This window comes from Halorubrum sp. CGM4_25_10-8A (genome assembly GCF_005435025.1).
GTDB classification, from domain to species: domain Archaea; phylum Halobacteriota; class Halobacteria; order Halobacteriales; family Haloferacaceae; genus Halorubrum; species Halorubrum ezzemoulense.
In genome coordinates, this window is sequence record NZ_SGTX01000010.1 from 29,792 (window position 1) to 43,646 (window position 13,855).

Annotated in this window: 19 protein-coding genes; 9 read left to right on the forward strand and 10 right to left on the reverse strand. The window is 70.1% G+C overall.

Annotated elements, in window-relative coordinates:
- Positions 1 to 157: 157 nt before the first annotated feature.
- Positions 158 to 538: a DUF5805 domain-containing protein gene (locus tag EXE52_RS11515; RefSeq protein WP_049929516.1), complete on the forward strand. Its 381-nt coding sequence runs from the start codon at positions 158 to 160 to the stop codon at positions 536 to 538.
- On the forward strand, positions 531 to 1,565 hold the full coding sequence (locus tag EXE52_RS11520) for a tyrosine-type recombinase/integrase (RefSeq protein WP_089307628.1): 1,035 nt from the start codon (positions 531 to 533) through the stop codon (positions 1,563 to 1,565). The genes EXE52_RS11515 and EXE52_RS11520 overlap by 8 nt, the downstream gene beginning before the upstream one ends.
- Before the next feature lie 776 nt (positions 1,566 to 2,341).
- On the opposite strand, the gene ftsY is transcribed toward EXE52_RS11520, so the two are convergent.
- The 10 genes from ftsY to EXE52_RS11580 all read right to left on the reverse strand — a co-directional run bounded on the left by ftsY (position 2,342) and on the right by EXE52_RS11580 (position 8,775).
- Positions 2,342 to 3,421: a signal recognition particle-docking protein FtsY gene (ftsY, locus tag EXE52_RS11535; protein WP_089307627.1), complete on the reverse strand. Its 1,080-nt coding sequence runs from the start codon at positions 3,419 to 3,421 to the stop codon at positions 2,342 to 2,344.
- Between the two features lie 15 nt (positions 3,422 to 3,436).
- Positions 3,437 to 3,895, reverse strand: a complete 459-nt coding sequence (pfdA, locus tag EXE52_RS11540) for a prefoldin subunit alpha (RefSeq protein ID WP_049929512.1) — start codon at positions 3,893 to 3,895, stop codon at positions 3,437 to 3,439.
- Entirely contained in the window at positions 3,895 to 4,071 is a 177-nt protein-coding gene (rpl18a, locus tag EXE52_RS11545) for a 50S ribosomal protein L18Ae (RefSeq protein WP_049929511.1), read from the reverse strand. Before rpl18a ends, pfdA begins: the two co-directional genes overlap by 1 nt.
- A 126-nt stretch (positions 4,072 to 4,197) precedes the next feature.
- Positions 4,198 to 5,013 (reverse strand): ABC transporter permease subunit, encoded by an 816-nt coding sequence (locus EXE52_RS11550; RefSeq protein WP_086216356.1) that lies wholly within the window; start codon positions 5,011 to 5,013, stop codon positions 4,198 to 4,200.
- Positions 5,010 to 5,987, reverse strand: coding sequence for an ABC transporter ATP-binding protein (locus EXE52_RS11555; RefSeq protein ID WP_086219605.1), 978 nt, complete (start codon positions 5,985 to 5,987; stop codon positions 5,010 to 5,012). The genes EXE52_RS11550 and EXE52_RS11555 overlap by 4 nt, the downstream gene beginning before the upstream one ends.
- 102 nt (positions 5,988 to 6,089) lie before the next feature.
- Positions 6,090 to 6,755 carry a translation initiation factor IF-6 gene (locus EXE52_RS11560; protein ID WP_049929508.1) on the reverse strand — a complete coding sequence of 222 codons (666 nt, stop codon included), beginning with the start codon at positions 6,753 to 6,755 and terminating at the stop codon, positions 6,090 to 6,092.
- A 1-nt stretch (position 6,756) separates the two neighbouring features.
- Positions 6,757 to 7,035 (reverse strand): 50S ribosomal protein L31e, encoded by a 279-nt coding sequence (locus EXE52_RS11565; protein ID WP_049929507.1) that lies wholly within the window; start codon positions 7,033 to 7,035, stop codon positions 6,757 to 6,759.
- On the reverse strand, positions 7,036 to 7,188 hold the full coding sequence (locus tag EXE52_RS11570) for a 50S ribosomal protein L39e (RefSeq protein ID WP_004050128.1): 153 nt from the start codon (positions 7,186 to 7,188) through the stop codon (positions 7,036 to 7,038). It lies immediately after the preceding gene.
- A 102-nt stretch (positions 7,189 to 7,290) separates the two neighbouring features.
- On the reverse strand, positions 7,291 to 8,409 hold the full coding sequence (locus EXE52_RS11575; RefSeq protein WP_089307626.1) for a M20 family metallopeptidase: 1,119 nt from the start codon (positions 8,407 to 8,409) through the stop codon (positions 7,291 to 7,293).
- Positions 8,410 to 8,490: 81 nt separating this feature from the next.
- Positions 8,491 to 8,775 carry a DUF357 domain-containing protein gene (locus EXE52_RS11580; RefSeq protein WP_086216485.1) on the reverse strand — a complete coding sequence of 95 codons (285 nt, stop codon included), beginning with the start codon at positions 8,773 to 8,775 and terminating at the stop codon, positions 8,491 to 8,493.
- A 71-nt stretch (positions 8,776 to 8,846) separates the two neighbouring features.
- On the opposite strand from EXE52_RS11580, the gene EXE52_RS11585 reads away from it, so the two are divergent.
- From EXE52_RS11585 to EXE52_RS11615, 7 genes are all read left to right on the forward strand, one after another.
- Positions 8,847 to 9,662 (forward strand): DUF6498-containing protein, encoded by an 816-nt coding sequence (locus tag EXE52_RS11585; protein ID WP_049929504.1) that lies wholly within the window; start codon positions 8,847 to 8,849, stop codon positions 9,660 to 9,662.
- A gap of 123 nt (positions 9,663 to 9,785) precedes the next feature.
- Positions 9,786 to 10,538 (forward strand): RNase P subunit p30 family protein, encoded by a 753-nt coding sequence (locus EXE52_RS11590; RefSeq protein WP_089307625.1) that lies wholly within the window; start codon positions 9,786 to 9,788, stop codon positions 10,536 to 10,538.
- A complete protein-coding gene (locus EXE52_RS11595) occupies positions 10,519 to 11,142 on the forward strand; it encodes a class I SAM-dependent methyltransferase (RefSeq protein ID WP_089307624.1) in 624 nt (207 codons plus the stop codon). The genes EXE52_RS11590 and EXE52_RS11595 overlap by 20 nt, the downstream gene beginning before the upstream one ends.
- Positions 11,143 to 11,149: 7 nt before the next feature.
- A complete protein-coding gene (locus tag EXE52_RS11600) occupies positions 11,150 to 11,629 on the forward strand; it encodes an Rpp14/Pop5 family protein (protein ID WP_049929501.1) in 480 nt (159 codons plus the stop codon).
- Positions 11,630 to 11,633: 4 nt separating this feature from the next.
- Positions 11,634 to 12,395 (forward strand): archaeal proteasome endopeptidase complex subunit alpha, encoded by a 762-nt coding sequence (gene psmA / locus EXE52_RS11605; RefSeq protein ID WP_049929499.1) that lies wholly within the window; start codon positions 11,634 to 11,636, stop codon positions 12,393 to 12,395.
- A gap of 54 nt (positions 12,396 to 12,449) precedes the next feature.
- Complete coding sequence (locus tag EXE52_RS11610; protein ID WP_049929498.1) at positions 12,450 to 12,926, forward strand: GNAT family N-acetyltransferase; 477 nt, start codon at positions 12,450 to 12,452, stop codon at positions 12,924 to 12,926.
- A gap of 72 nt (positions 12,927 to 12,998) precedes the next feature.
- Positions 12,999 to 13,838, forward strand: a complete 840-nt coding sequence (locus tag EXE52_RS11615) for an SDR family oxidoreductase (RefSeq protein ID WP_233127158.1) — start codon at positions 12,999 to 13,001, stop codon at positions 13,836 to 13,838.
- The last annotated feature ends 17 nt before the right edge of the window (positions 13,839 to 13,855 follow it).

The following is a 13,855-nucleotide window of genomic DNA, read 5'->3' on the forward strand; positions in this document are numbered from 1 at the left end:
GGATTGTATAACTAGTGGTTGGAACTAATGGTGCTAGAGAGTTGGATAATAAACTCAACCCGGCCAAAATGTGGTCCTGCTCACTGAGATAAAGTCACTTATCCAGAAATCTAGGATAGATTGAAGTCACGGCAGCGAGAACGGTCGTCCGAGAACGATGGGAGGCGATCGACAGTCGGTGAAGACGTACGTGCCGACGGAACAGAAGGACGTGTGGCGCGACCACGCCGACGAGCTCGACATGTCGCTGAGCGAGTTCGTCAGGACGATGGTTCAGGCCGGGCGGAGGGGGTTCGCGCCGACCGGATCGGAAGGTCGGGAGGAGCCCCCTTCCGAGCCCGCCGACCCCGGGGGTAGCGACCTCGAAAAGCGCGTCCACGCGGCTCTCGAATCGGGACCCCGCTCGTGGGACGAACTCGTCCAAGCGGTGGTCGGCGACGTGGAGGACGAACTGGAGGAGACCCTCGACGAGCTACAGGAGCGCAATCGGATCCGGTACAGCGGCCGAGAAGGGGGGTACGTGTTGACCGATGAGTAGCGCGAGAGCGTCTCCGGACCCCGACGACCCCGTCGGCTACTTCCTCGAAGACCTCACCTACCACGGAAAGACGGACCGGACCAGGGCGGCGTACGAGCGCGTCCTCCGGCGGTTCGAGGCGTTCCTGGACGACGTTGATCCGGAGGCCGCGACGCACCGCGACTGTATGGCGTTCGTCCACTCGCTGCGGGGTGACGTCGCCGACAGCACGGTCGCGACGTACGCGGCGTACCTCCACCGGTTTTACGGGTACATGACGGAGGTAAAGGCCTTCGACGGTAACCCGATGACGCTGGTGATGGAGGAAATGGACGAGACCGTCGATAAGGACCCGGCCCGCCGCGACGTCTCGGTCCCTGCGATGCGCTCGTTCGTCGCCGGAATCCGGCACCCGCTCCACCGCGCGCTGGTGGTGACGCTCCTCAAGACCGGCATGCGGGTCGGCGAGCTGTGTAACCTCGACCTGCGAGACCTGTCGGTCAGCGACCCGGACCTCCTCAACGCGGCGTACTCGCTCGGGGGACGCCCGGCGCTGTCCGAACGGCCGGACTCGATTTTCGTGACCGCCGAGGCGACCGTCGGCGAGGAGCTGAACGGGGAGGTGCGAACGGCCGCGAACAAACGGAAGCGCGGGACGGTGATCCCGGTCGACGACGAACTCCGCAGAGCGCTGAAGGCGTGGCTCGCGGTGCGTCCGGACTCGCCGTCGCCGGCTGAGCCGCTGTTCGTCGGCACCGCGGAGGGATGGGGGGAACGATTGGAACCGCAGGCGGTCAGACACGTCGTCGAGCGGCACGCCCGCGAGGAGGGGTGGTACCGGACCGGCGGCGGCGCCGACGAGAACGTCACGCCCCACTACTTCCGCCACTTCTTCACGACGCACCTCCGCGACAGAACCGGCGACCGCGGAGTGGTGAAGTACCTCCGCGGCGATGTCGCCGACGACGTGATCGACACGTACACGCACAACTGGGGGGATCAGGTCCGGGAGGTTTACGAGGCGAACGTCTACCGACTCTTCGCGTGAGAGTGGTTCCAATTTCGTCGTCCCAGTAGCGACTCGTTTCGTTCGAGCGCAGCCACGTAAATCGTATATGGCTATATCCAAACTGTGGGGCCGGTCGCGAAGATACCGGGGTGGTCGCACACGAGCACGGTGGGCTGAACCCTTCCGAAAATAGTCGACGGCGCGGCCCGCCGCTCGAACGGTCCGCGTGTCGACTGACGGCGAAGCACCGCGTCACTCACATGTCGGGAGACGGTGAAGCAACGGCGATGGCGCTCCTGAGAGTGCCGCCCTCACCGGCCTGTCCGTCCTCGCCGGGACGGCGGTCACCGCCATCCTCTGTGTCGGACCCCGGGGCTGTCCCGCGCGGCGAACGGCTTCGGCGACCGCTCTCGCGACGTAGCCCCGTACCTCGCGGCGGCGCCGGCGGACCGCGAGCCGGTACCCGGTTCCGGCGAGCGGTACGGCTGGGCGCTCGCGGAAGGGACCGGCGCGGCCGCGGCGCTCGGGGAGCGCGCCCGCGACCGGGGCGGCGACGTAGCCGCCGAGCGATTCCGCGAGCGGCGCAACCGGTTCGTCGACTGCGTCGACACGTACCGCGGCCCAGCCGGGCCTTGGTACGAGAAGCTCTCGCCCGCGGGGAGCGACGGCGGCCCCGTACCGCCGGAGCCGCCGGGCGTCGAACCAGACTACCACCCCGCGAGCGCCCACTTCGAGAGCTGGCGCTCCGGGTGCGGTGAGCGCGGAGAACGGCTCAGGCGACCGAAAGGAAAGAGTGGGCGCGGTCCGCCCGACGGTCACTCCTCGTCGAGGAGGCTCTCGACGAGAGCCTCAGGGTCGAATCGCGTGATGTCGTCGTACCCCTGCCCGGTTCCGAGGAAGAGGATCGGTTTCCCGGTGACGTACGCGACCGAAATGGCGGCGCCACCGGAGGAGTCGGCGTCGGCCTTCGTCAAGATTGCGCCGTCGATCGCGGCGGCGTCGTTGAACTCTTTCGCGCGGTTGACCGCGTCCTGCCCCGCGACGGCCTCGTCGACGAACAGCGTCATGTCCGGGTCGACGACGCGGTCAATCTTCTCCAGTTGCGCCATTAGGTCGTCGCTCGTGTGGAGCCGCCCCGCCGTGTCGCCGAGGACGACGTCGACGTCGTTCGCCTCGGCGTACTCGACGCCGTCGTAGATGACGGCCGCCGGGTCGCCGCCCTGGTCGTGGCTGATCAGGTCGCGGCCGAGCCGGTCGGCGTGTTCGCGGATCTGCTCGTTCGCGCCCGCGCGGTACGTGTCGCCGTTCGCGAGGACGGATGAGTAGCCTCGGTCACCGAGCCACTCGGAGAGCTTCGCGATGCTCGTCGTCTTCCCGACGCCGTTGACGCCGGTGAAGACGATGGTGACGGGTTTGTCGGCCTCGGCGATCCGCTCTTCGAAGTCGAACTGTCCGACGGCGATGACGTCGAGGAGGGCGTCGTGGAGCGCAGACTCGACGAGTTCGCCGGTCGTCTCGACCTGCTTGCGGGACTCGCCGAGCATGCTCTCGCGGACGCTGTCGAGGATCTGCTCGGCGACGCTCATCTCCACGTCGCTCTCGAGCAGCGCCATCTCGAGGTTCCACAGCGGCTCCTCGAGGTCCTCCTCCTCGATGATGATGCGCCCTGTCGCGAACGCCTTCGCGCGCTGGAAGGTACTCGGCTCGTCGTCGTTCGACGACTCGTCCGAACCGCCCGCGTCGCCGTCGACCGCCGAACGGGATTCCGCGGTCGCGTCGGCGCCGCTCTCGGCGGTCGTCGCTTCCTCGGGCGGGGCCTCGTCCTCCTCGGCCTCCGTCGACTCCTCGACGTCCTCGCGGAAGCCGGAGAGCTTGTCTTTCAGTCCGTCGAACACGGTATAGTCTCCGTCTTACTCCCCGTCGCCTTCCTCGGCCTGCTGCATCTGCTGCATCTGCTGTTGCTGCATCTGCTGTTGCATCTGCTGGGCCTGCTGTTCGAGCTCGTCGCTCTCGGACTCCAGCTCGTCGACCTCCTCCTGCGTCTCCTCGATCCGGTCGTCGAGCGCCTCCTGCTTGCGCCGGAGGACGTCGATCGCGTCGCCCTGCTCCTGCTCCGCGGAGTAGTTCCCGCCGAGCGAGACGATGACCTCGTCGATGTCCTGGACCTCCGCGCGGAGGTAGGCGCCGCCGCCGAGCGGGACCTGAACGGTCGCGCCCGTGTCGAGGGTCTTGATGGCCTCGACGGCGTCGTCGATGTCGGCCTTCTCCTCGCGGTAGTCGGCGATTTCGCCTTCGAGGGCCTCGATCTCCTCGTCGAGCGCCTGGATCTCCTGTGAGAGCTGCTGGAGCTGCTGTTGTCCGCCGCCCATCATGCCTCGGACACCTCCTCGATCTCGATCTGGGTGCGCTTCCGGTTGTGCTGGCTCCCGACCGTGGTGTAGATCCGCTCGCGGGCGAGGTCCTCGTTCTCCGCCTCGATGTCCTTCGTGAACGGCTGGTCGCCGTCTCGGCTCTGGAACCGTCCACTCACCGTGTAGGTACTCATGTTCCCCGATCCGGCAGGGACAGGGAAGTATCTTCCTAAAAGGCGACAGGCGGCCGCGTCATCGCGGACCGCCCGCGACGACGGCCGTCACGGCGTCGCGTCACGGAAATCGTGTGCCGAGGGAGGTCATCCCGAGAGGTCCGCGCGGCGGAATCGGACGATAGCGATCGCGAGGAGGACGGCCGTCGCGGCGAGCAGGACTGCGGCGCCCGTGAGGTCGTACTCGCCCAACACCAACACCGCGGAGGGGTCGTAGTGGGCCGTCGGGCTGACGTTCCCGGCCGCGGCGTAGTCGGTGCTGGCGACGAGGGAGTCGAACATGAACAGCGCGAACAGTCCCCCGAGCGCGACCCGCTGAGCGACCCCCGGCCGCGAGAGCAGCGTCGAGACGGCGATACCCGCCGCGACGCACGCCACGTGATACGGCACCGCGAGCGCGTGGACCGCCGCGAGGCGTTCGACCGCGATCGTCTCGCCGACCGCGACGACGCCGACGTACGCGACGACCGGCAGCACGACATTGAGGAGGACGACGAGCGGAACCAGTCCGAGAAACCGACCGATCACGACGTCACGTCGCGCGACGGGCGCCGACAGCGTCAGGTCCATGCGACCGGAGGCGACGTCCCCCGCTATCGTCCCGCCGGCGAGGTACGCCAGGTACAGCCCGACCAGCAGGAGCCAGGCGAACTGGTAGAACTCAACCGCGAGGAAGCCCTCGATAGATGAGATGGCGATGATCCCGAACGCCTCCCGGACCGCGGGCGGGAACGCCTCGACGTACGCGTCGAGGTCGACGTCCGCGGTCGCCAGGGACGGGAAGAACGCGAGGAACACCAACAGGAACGAGGAGAGCAGGCCAGTCAGCACGACCGTTCCGCGGGCCCGGCCGGCGGCGTCGTACCGTGCGATCGCGAGCCACGGGGTCGCGCGGTCGCTCATCGCTCGTCACCCCCCGATTCGGCGGTCGGATCCGCGTGCGCTCCGCGGTTGGTCGACGCCTCGGCCTCCTGACGCTCGCCGCCGCCGATCGGTCCCGGAACGTCGCCGTCGTAGAACGTCATGAACGCCTCTTCGAGCGGCGCATCGACGACGTCGAGGTCGAGGACGGTGTACCTCGAGAGCAGGTCGACCAGCGCGTCGTACTCGCCGGTCCACGTGAACGAGACGGTCTCCCCGACGCGCAGATTCATGATCCCGCGGAGCTCGAAGTCGCCGCGATCGACGTCTTCGGCGACGCGGATCCGCACCTGCTTGCCGCCGCGAGAGCGGAGGTCCGCGACCGACTCGACCGCGACGAGGTGCCCCTCTCGGAGGACGCCGACGCGATCGCACAACGCCGCCACCTCGCCCAGCACGTGGGACGAGAGGAGGACGCTCGCCCCGTCGCCGACGCGCTCGCGGACGAGGCCCGCGAACTCCTCTTGAAGCAGCGGATCGAGTCCGGAGGTCGGCTCGTCGAGCAACAGGAGTTCCGGGTCGTGCATGAACGCGGCCACCAGCGCGACCTTCTGCCGGTTTCCCCGGGAGAGGTCGCCGATGCGGCGCGACTCGTCGAGCCCGAAGCGTTCGACGAGGCGGTCGCGACTCGACTCCCCGCGGAGCGCCGCTTGGTGGTCTAAGAACGCGCCGGCCGTACGGTCGCGGTCGAGCCCCGGATCCCCGGGGAGGTACCCGATCCGCTCGCGTGCGCGACGCGACGCGACCGGGTCCGTGGCGTCGCGCCCGAGGAGCGTCGCGCCGCCGTCCGTCGGCGACAGGAACCCCAACAGCGTGCGGATCGCGGTCGTCTTCCCCGCGCCGTTCGGGCCGAGGAAGCCGAACACCTCGCCGTCCTCGACGGTGAAGGAGACGTCTTCGATCCCCCGGACGTCGCCGTAGTACTTGGAGAGGCCGCGGCACTCGATAGCGGGCATACCGTCCTCAACTCCGCTGTAGCTCTTAAATGTGGGAGTGAGGTTCGCGAAGCGAAGCGGGGGCGGCGACGAGGGGGCGGCGGGGAGAAGGCGGAGCGCGGTTCAGTCGATGAAGCCGAGCGTCTCCTCGATGCGGCCGAGCTCCGGTCCGGTCGTGTCGTCACCGACGACGTACCCCTCGTCGGTGGCGAGGAGGCCGGAGCCGACGAGCGGCGCGCCGTAGTTGATGGTGCCGAGGTCGGCGCGGACGTCGAGCGCCTCCTCGACCGCTTGAAGCTCCGACTCCGTCGACTGTGGATGACACAGCACGCCCGTGTCGTTGGCGACCGCCGCGGTTCCGACCGTCCGGACGTCCCCGAGATCGCCCCGGGTCACGGGAACGTCGAGCGCGTCTTTGATCGTCCGGATCGATTCGCGCGAGAGGTCCGGGTGGACGTACGCGCCGTAGTCGTTCGCGAGGACGACGTTCCCGGCGGCGTTGATCTCGCCCGGGAGTTCGCGCACCGGGACGCCGGCGGCGTCCGCGATCCGCTCCTTCTCGCGCTCGGTCGCGCGCGAGGAGACGAGGATCCCGTTCTCGTTGCCCGTCGCGAGGGATCCGACCGTGTTGGACCTCCCGACCGTCGTCAGCAGCGGCTCCGCGCCGAGTTCCGCCCCGAGGTCCTCGGCGAGCGCCTCGTCGACGTCCGGTCGGATCAACAGGAGGTCGTCGACGGCGCGGGCGAACACGCCCACGTACGACGAGCCGGTGAAGGTCGCCCGTAACACGTTACTCGGCGTGCTCGGCCTCGACGACCGGTTCGCCGTCCTCGACGAACCGAGCCGCGCGGACCCGCACCGTGCTGGGCGGGTTCTGGCGCCCGTTCGCCCAGACGGCCTCGTTGACGGAGCCGTCGATGATCACGTCGCCCTCGTCGACGGAGAAGTGCTTCGCGAGGTGCTGCCGCGTGATCTTCATCGCGTAGTCGGCGCGCTGCTGGACGGGCTTCTCCTTGGCGTCGCGGAGCGGGACGGTGACGACGCGCTCCTCGAAGTCGTTCGTCGACATTTACTCGTCCAGGTCGTTCCGGCGCCAGTTGCGCCGCTTGGGGTTTCGCGTCACGTTCATGTCCGTCTTCATCATGACCCACGCGGGGACGCGGGTGTTCTGGCGCTCCGCCTTCGCCAGACGCTTCTTTTGAGCCTTCGACTTGTCTCCCATAGTGGCGCACACTTTCCGCGGGGCGCATAAAACCCCTTCCATACGGGTCGCGCGAGGCGCCCGTGAGTCCCCGCTCCGTCCGGGGCCTCCCCCTCGCGGCCACTACAGTTCCCGTTCGGCGACCCCCATGTAGATCCGACGACAGCGGTCGAGGGCTTCCAGGCTCGCGCTCTCAGTGTCGGTGTGTGCCTCGCCCGGCTCGGAGGCCCCGCAGACGAGACAGTCGGTCCCCGCCCCCGCGAGCCAGCCGGCGTCGGTCGCGTGCGGCTTGGTGACGTGTTCGGGCGCGTCGAAGCCCGACTCATCGTGGACTGCGCGGGCGACGTCGAGGGCGGCGTCCGCGAACGCCGCGTCGCCGCAGGCCATCGGCGGGAGGTCCTGATCGACGACGAGCTCGACCCCGGCCGTCGCGTCGGCGACGCCAGCCAGATCGGCTCGGTCGCCCGGAACGGTACGCTCGTCGACGGTCGCCTCGCAGCGCTCCGGGATCACGTTCCACGTCTCGCCGCCGTCGACGATCGTGACCGCCAGCGACCCCGACACGTCGTTCCCGAGGACCGTCGCCTCCGGGGCGTCGAGCCCGCGGACCGCGTCGATCGCGTCGCAGGCGCGGTAGATCGCGTTCTCGCCCGCCTCCGGCTCCGAGGCGTGGGCCGCCTCCCCGTGCGCGACGAGCCGCGACCCGCGGCGGCCGCGGTGGGCGACGGCGACGTCCGTCACGCCCGGCTTCGAGTAGTTCGTCGACCCCTCGGCGACGACCGCGCGTTCCGGGGCGAACCCCGCGTCGATCGCGTGGCGAGCCCCGTCGCCGCCGACCTCCTCGCCGACGAAGGAGGCGAAGATCAGCTCCCTGCCCTCCGGCGGCGTCGCGTTCCGGAACGCGAGCATCGCGGCCGCGACCGACCCCTTCATGTCGGCCGTGCCGCGGCCGTAGATCCGACCGTCGCGCCGATCGACGACGTACTCGCCCTCCGTCCCCTCGCCGGCCGTCTGTTCGGGCGCGGGCGGGACGACGTCGTGGTGGCCGACGAGCGCGAGCGAGTCGGCATCGGGGTCGTCGGTCGCGCCCCTGAACGCGAGCACGTTGCCGGCGTCGTCGCGCTCGACGGTCGCGTCCGTCTCCGCGCGCAGCCACTCCTCGATCGCGTCGCCCGCTGCCGTCTCGTCCTCGTGCGATGGGATCGAGACGAGCCGCTCGGTGAGGTCCGCGAGTTCGTCCATGGACTCAGTGACGGCCGTCGCCGCATAAGCGCGTCCCTCACGTCGGGCGCGGCGAGCGCGGGCCCCGGAGCGGGCCGGCGCTCAGGTCGTGAACAGCTCCGTGTCGTCGGGCACCGCGAACAGCCCGAGCCGGACCCCGGCGTCGAGCCAGCCGTAGCCGTACGAGTAGGAGGCGAGCGCGTTCACCGGGTCGCCGTCGTCGCGGAAGTGGCGGCCGTCGTCGAGGTACGACTCCGCCATCTCGGTCACGTCCGCCGCGGCCTCGCCCAGCGGCGTGTCCGCCGGCGGGCGCGGCTCCGCGACGGCCAGCGCGTCCGCGAGCATCCGCTCGTAGCGGTCCGTCTTCTCCTCAAGATCGGCGGGCATGTCAGAGCGTTCCGTCGGGCGGACAAAAGCGGTCGGGTATTTTTGCGCTCGCGACCCGTTACACTGGACTGATGAAGTCCCGCCCTCCCGCAGGGGGCCGATCGGCCCTCGCCCTCGTGGTCGCGACGAACCTCCTCCCGCTCGCCGGCGTCGTCGGGTTCGGCTGGCGCGTCGGCGAACTGCTCGCGGTGTATTGGATAGAGGTCGCCGCCCTCGTGATCGCCCACGCCGCCGCCGCGATGTTCGCCGAGCGACCGATCCGGCTCGAAGACCGCTCGTTCTACATCACCGGCTACGACGAGGACGCCGAGCGAGACGAGGTGTGGGAGACCGACGCGGAGCCGGTTCACCTCGTCTCGTGGCTCCCGCCGATCTACCGGCGGAACTTCCGCGTCGTCCGCCGGTCGCTCGGGGTGTTCGCGTTCATGATGTTTCCGCTCTTGGCGGTCGGCTGGGAGGCGCTCTCGTACCTCACGCCCACGGTCGGAGTGGCGACGCTCGGCGTCTGCGGCGCGCAGGTCGGGGAGGTGCGTCGGGAGTTCTTCGCCGAGCGCGCCTACGAGGACCAGTCGCCGTACATGGTGGTCGAGGCCGCCCAGCGCGTCGTCTTCTTCTACTTCGTCGTCGCGATACTGACGGTCGTTTCGGTGACATTCGGAATCGCCGTGATCGATGTGGTACTGGCTCCCGGGCTGCTCGACGGCGTCGCCGACGCGGTCCTCCTCGTTCCGTACCTCCTCCCGATCGCGCTCGGGAAGGCGACCGTCGAATGGAGCCGGCGGCGCGCCTTCCAGGAGGACGACCCGGACGGGATCGCGACGTGGTTTACCGGCGAGGACGCCAGGCGTGACTGGAAGAAGGACGAAGAGTCCGTCGGAGACGCCTGACGACGCGGGGCGCGGTCGCGTCGGCGATGGGAGGGAAGCGAACGCGGCGAGGAGACAGGACGCGGCCGGCGTCGCGGTGCCGAAAGCGCAACGCCGATACGCTCGGCCGCGAAAGGGCGGGGCATGTACGAGGCCGTTCACGCCTATCCCGACGGGGAGGCAACCGTCGCGCGCCACGCCGCCACCGCGGCCCGGCACGGGTACGACGGGATCGTGGTGCGGACGCGCGACGCGCTGACGGCGGCCGGGGACGGCGGTCCGAGCGCTGCGGACCGCGGCGAGAGCCCGGCTCGCGGCCCGGAGGCGCTCCGCGAGGAGTACGGGATCGACGTCGTCGACGCGGTCGAGATCGACGCCGACGATCCGACGAGCGCCTCGGGCGCGGTCGGAAACTACCGGTCCGACCGAACCGTGGTCTGCGTGGTCGGCGGCGACGACGCGCTGAACCGGTTCGCGGTCGAGCAGGCCCGCGTCGACGTCCTCGTCCGGCCGATGGCGGGCGGCGGCGACTTCAACCACGTCCTCGCGAAGGCGGCACGGGACAACGGCGTCCGGGTCGAGTTCGACTTCGGCCCCGCGCTCCGCGAGACCGGCGGGAAGCGGGTTCGGGCGCTCGCCGACCTCCGGAAGCTCCGGGAGATCGTCGCCCACTACGACGCGCCGTACGTCGTGAGCGCGAACGCGCGGTCGCACCTCGGACTCCGCGCGCCCCGCGAGTTGGTCGCGGTCGGCGAGGCGATCGGCTTCGAGGCCGAGGCCGTCCGCGCGGGGCTCCGGGCGTGGGGCGACCTCGTCGAGCGTAACCGGGAGCGGCGCTCCGAGGGCTTCATAGAGCCGGGGGTCCGACGTGGCAGGTATGAAGAAGACGGTCGCTGAACACGCCGAACGGTTCTCCGAGAAGGCCGCGTCGTACGACGACTCGAAGAGCGACGAGTACCAGGCCTGCGCGAGCCTCGTGATCGACCACGCGTCGCCGGGGGCGGACGACGTGGTCCTCGATCTGGGAGCCGGGACCGGGGCCATCGCGCTGGCGCTCGCCGAGGACGCCGAGCGCGTCCTCGCCCGCGACATCAGCGAGGGGATGATGGACGAGGGGCGGCGGAAGGCGGCCGACCGCGGCCTCGAAACCGTCGAGTTCGCGTACGGCGAGTTCCGCGACCCCGGGATCGACGCCGACCGACCGGTCGACGTGGTCACCTCGAACTTCGCGCTCCACCACCTCGCGGACGACGAGAAGCGCGAGGCGATCCGCGTGATGAGCGAGACGGGCGCTCGGCGGATCGTCCTCGGCGACGTCGCCTTCTTCGAGGAGCCGGACCCCGAGGCTCCGTTCTACAGCCCCGAGGTCGACGACCCCGCGACGGTCGGCACGCTGGTCGAGGCGTTCACCGACGAGGGGTTCGCGGTGACGGTCGTCGAGCGCATTCACGACCAGGTCGCGGTGATCGTCGCGGAGCGCGTCCGCGAACTCCCGGCGTGATCTCGCCGTGAAGCACCTCCCCAAACACCTCCGGCCGCGGTGGCGGTACCTCGCCGTCGGGATCGAGACGTGGCCCGACGCCGAGGTCGGGCGGCGCGCGTTCCAGCGCGCGCTGTGGTACAGCGCCGGCAACCTCCTCGGGGACGCCGGCAGCGCCGACGCGGACCTCACGCTGCTGTCGTTCGCGCACGCCGACGGGACCGGGGAGGCGGTCGTCCGGGTCAGACACGGCCACGTCGACGAGGCGCGCGCGGCGGTGGCCTGCGTGAGCGAGGTCGACGGCGAGCCGGTCGGAATCCGCGTGCGGGGGATTTCGGGGACGGTACGTGCCTGTGAGGAAAGATATATGGGTCGCGCGACCGCCAGTTCGACACAGCGAGACGTCGCGTTCGAGGGGTCCGAGCGGCCCGCGGTCGTGCGCGGAGACGCGTGCGACGTGGAGACCGAGTCGGACCGCGTCGGCGCGACGACGTTCGACACCGAGTGATATCATGCAGGGCCAATCCCAACAGCAGGCGTACGACCGCGGCATCACAATCTTCTCTCCGGACGGCCGACTCTACCAGGTCGAGTACGCCCGGGAGGCGGTGAAACGAGGGACGGCGAGCGTCGGGATCCGCGCCGAGGACGGCGTCGTCCTCGCGGCCGACAAGCGCGCCCGCTCCCCGCTGATGGAGCCGGAGAGCATCGAGAAGCTCCACAAGGCCGACGACCACGTCGGCGTCGCGAGCGCGGGCCACGTCGCCGACGCGCGCCAGCTCATCGACTTCGCTCGCCGGCAGGCGCAGGTGAACCGCCTCCGCTACGGCGAGCCCGTCGGCATCGAGACGCTGACGAAGAACATCACCGACCACATCCAGCAGTACACGCAGGTCGGCGGCGCGCGCCCGTTCGGCGTCGCGCTCATCGTCGGCGGCATCGAGAACGGCGAGCCGCGCCTGTTCGAGACGGACCCGTCGGGCACGCCGTACGAGTGGCAGGCGCTCTCGATCGGCTCCGACCGCAGCGACCTCCGCGACTACCTGGAGACGGAGTACGAGGAGGGCATCTCGACGGACGAGGCGGTCGGGCTCGCGCTCGACACCCTCGCGCAGTCGAACGACGGCGAGCTGTCCCCGGACGGCGTCGGCGTCGCGACGATCACCGTCGACGACCCCGAGTACGCCGAGCGGCCGGTCGACGAGATCGAGTCGATCCTCGACGAGCGCGACCTGCTCGCGACCGACGAAGACGAGGCCGACGACGAGGAGTAGCGCGGGCCAGCGCGGCACCGAAGCGACTACTTTTGCGGCCGCGAACGCCGACACATGAGCGACGACGCGGTCGATGTTGCCGACGCCGACCGGGGACTCGGCGAGTCACCGCTTTCGGACGGGTACGAGCTCCGCGAGACGACCCCCTCCGTCGAGGCGTTCCGCCGGCTCCGGCGGGAGGCGGGCATGACAGACCGGTCCCGGGAGGCCGTCGAGCGCGGGCTCCCGAACACGACGTTCGGCGTCCACGTCGTCGAGACGGCGTCCGGGTCGACGGTCGGAATGGCGCGGCTCGTCGGCGACGGCGGGTCGGTGTTCCACCTCTCGGACACGGCGGTCGCGCCGCCGCATCAGGGCCGGGGGATCGGGACGGCGATGGTCGGCGCGCTCGTCGCGTGGCTCCGCGCGAACGCCCCCGACGGCGCGTACGTCAACCGCTTCGCGGACGTCGACGGATTCTACGAGCGGTGGGGGTTCGAGCGGACCGCGCCGGCGTCGAAGGCGATGGGGATCCGGACCGAGGAGCTGTAGCCGACCGGGACGCGGCGGGTCGGCCGCGCCCGCGTCGGGAGAGTTATTGCGTCGGAGACAGACCGGAAACGCGTGCAGAAGACGGCACTCATCACCGGCTGTTCCTCGGGCATCGGTCGCGCCGCGGCGCACGCGTTCCTCGACGAGGGATGGACCGTGTACGCCACCGCGCGGAACCCGGCGGACATCGAAGCGCTCGGCGAGGCGGGCTGCGAGCTCGCCACGCTCGACGTCACCGATCAGGACGACATCGACCGCGTGGTCGAGCGGATCTTAGACGAGGAGGGCGCGATCGACGCCCTGATCAACAACGCCGGCTACGGCCAGTTCGGCCCGGTCGAGGACGTGACCACGGAGCGGGTCCACGAGCAGTTCGACGTGAACGTGTACGGGCCGCACCGACTGATCCGGGCGGTCCTCCCGTCGATGCGCCGCGAGCGCGACGGGACCATCGTCAACGTCTCCTCCGTCGCGGGGCGGGTGTCGATCCCCGGCGGCGGCGTGTACAGCGGGTCGAAGTTCGCCCTGGAGGCGATGTCGGACGCGCTCCGCAACGAGGTCGACGACCTCGGCATCGACGTGGTCGTCGTCGAGCCGGGGCCCGTGCGGACGAACTTCTCGAAGCGCGCGGAGTCGGAAGCCGACCCCGAGGAGCGCGAGGGGATCGAGCGGACCGAGGCGTACGACGAGTTCTACGCGATGTTCGAGGACGCGCAGCTGATCGGCGGCGACGGCCCCGGCTCGGTCGAGCCGGAACTCGTCGCGAACGCCATCTACGACGCCGCGAGCGCGACGCAGCCGCCCGCGCGGGTCCAGCCGGGCACCGTCGCGAGCGTCGGCGTCCTCGCGCGGTTCCTCCCCGACGCCCTGATCGACAAGGCCTACGGGTTCATTCGGAGCTTCACCTCGTAGCGCGGGCGCGCTCCGGT

Coding starts and splice junctions, on each gene's coding strand:
- EXE52_RS11515 (WP_049929516.1), top strand. CDS start 158: ATGGGAGGCGATCGACAGTCGGTGAAGACGTACGTGCCGACGGAACAG.
- EXE52_RS11520 (WP_089307628.1), top strand. CDS start 531: ATGAGTAGCGCGAGAGCGTCTCCGGACCCCGACGACCCCGTCGGCTAC.
- pfdA (WP_049929512.1), bottom strand. CDS start 3,895: ATGGGCGGCGGACAACAGCAGCTCCAGCAGCTCTCACAGGAGATCCAG.
- rpl18a (WP_049929511.1), bottom strand. CDS start 4,071: ATGAGTACCTACACGGTGAGTGGACGGTTCCAGAGCCGAGACGGCGAC.
- EXE52_RS11550 (WP_086216356.1), bottom strand. CDS start 5,013: ATGAGCGACCGCGCGACCCCGTGGCTCGCGATCGCACGGTACGACGCC.
- EXE52_RS11555 (WP_086219605.1), bottom strand. CDS start 5,987: ATGCCCGCTATCGAGTGCCGCGGCCTCTCCAAGTACTACGGCGACGTC.
- EXE52_RS11565 (WP_049929507.1), bottom strand. CDS start 7,035: ATGTCGACGAACGACTTCGAGGAGCGCGTCGTCACCGTCCCGCTCCGC.
- EXE52_RS11570 (WP_004050128.1), bottom strand. CDS start 7,188: ATGGGAGACAAGTCGAAGGCTCAAAAGAAGCGTCTGGCGAAGGCGGAG.
- EXE52_RS11575 (WP_089307626.1), bottom strand. CDS start 8,409: ATGGACGAACTCGCGGACCTCACCGAGCGGCTCGTCTCGATCCCATCG.
- EXE52_RS11580 (WP_086216485.1), bottom strand. CDS start 8,775: ATGCCCGCCGATCTTGAGGAGAAGACGGACCGCTACGAGCGGATGCTC.
- EXE52_RS11585 (WP_049929504.1), top strand. CDS start 8,847: ATGAAGTCCCGCCCTCCCGCAGGGGGCCGATCGGCCCTCGCCCTCGTG.
- EXE52_RS11590 (WP_089307625.1), top strand. CDS start 9,786: ATGTACGAGGCCGTTCACGCCTATCCCGACGGGGAGGCAACCGTCGCG.
- EXE52_RS11595 (WP_089307624.1), top strand. CDS start 10,519: ATGAAGAAGACGGTCGCTGAACACGCCGAACGGTTCTCCGAGAAGGCC.
- psmA (WP_049929499.1), top strand. CDS start 11,634: ATGCAGGGCCAATCCCAACAGCAGGCGTACGACCGCGGCATCACAATC.
- EXE52_RS11610 (WP_049929498.1), top strand. CDS start 12,450: ATGAGCGACGACGCGGTCGATGTTGCCGACGCCGACCGGGGACTCGGC.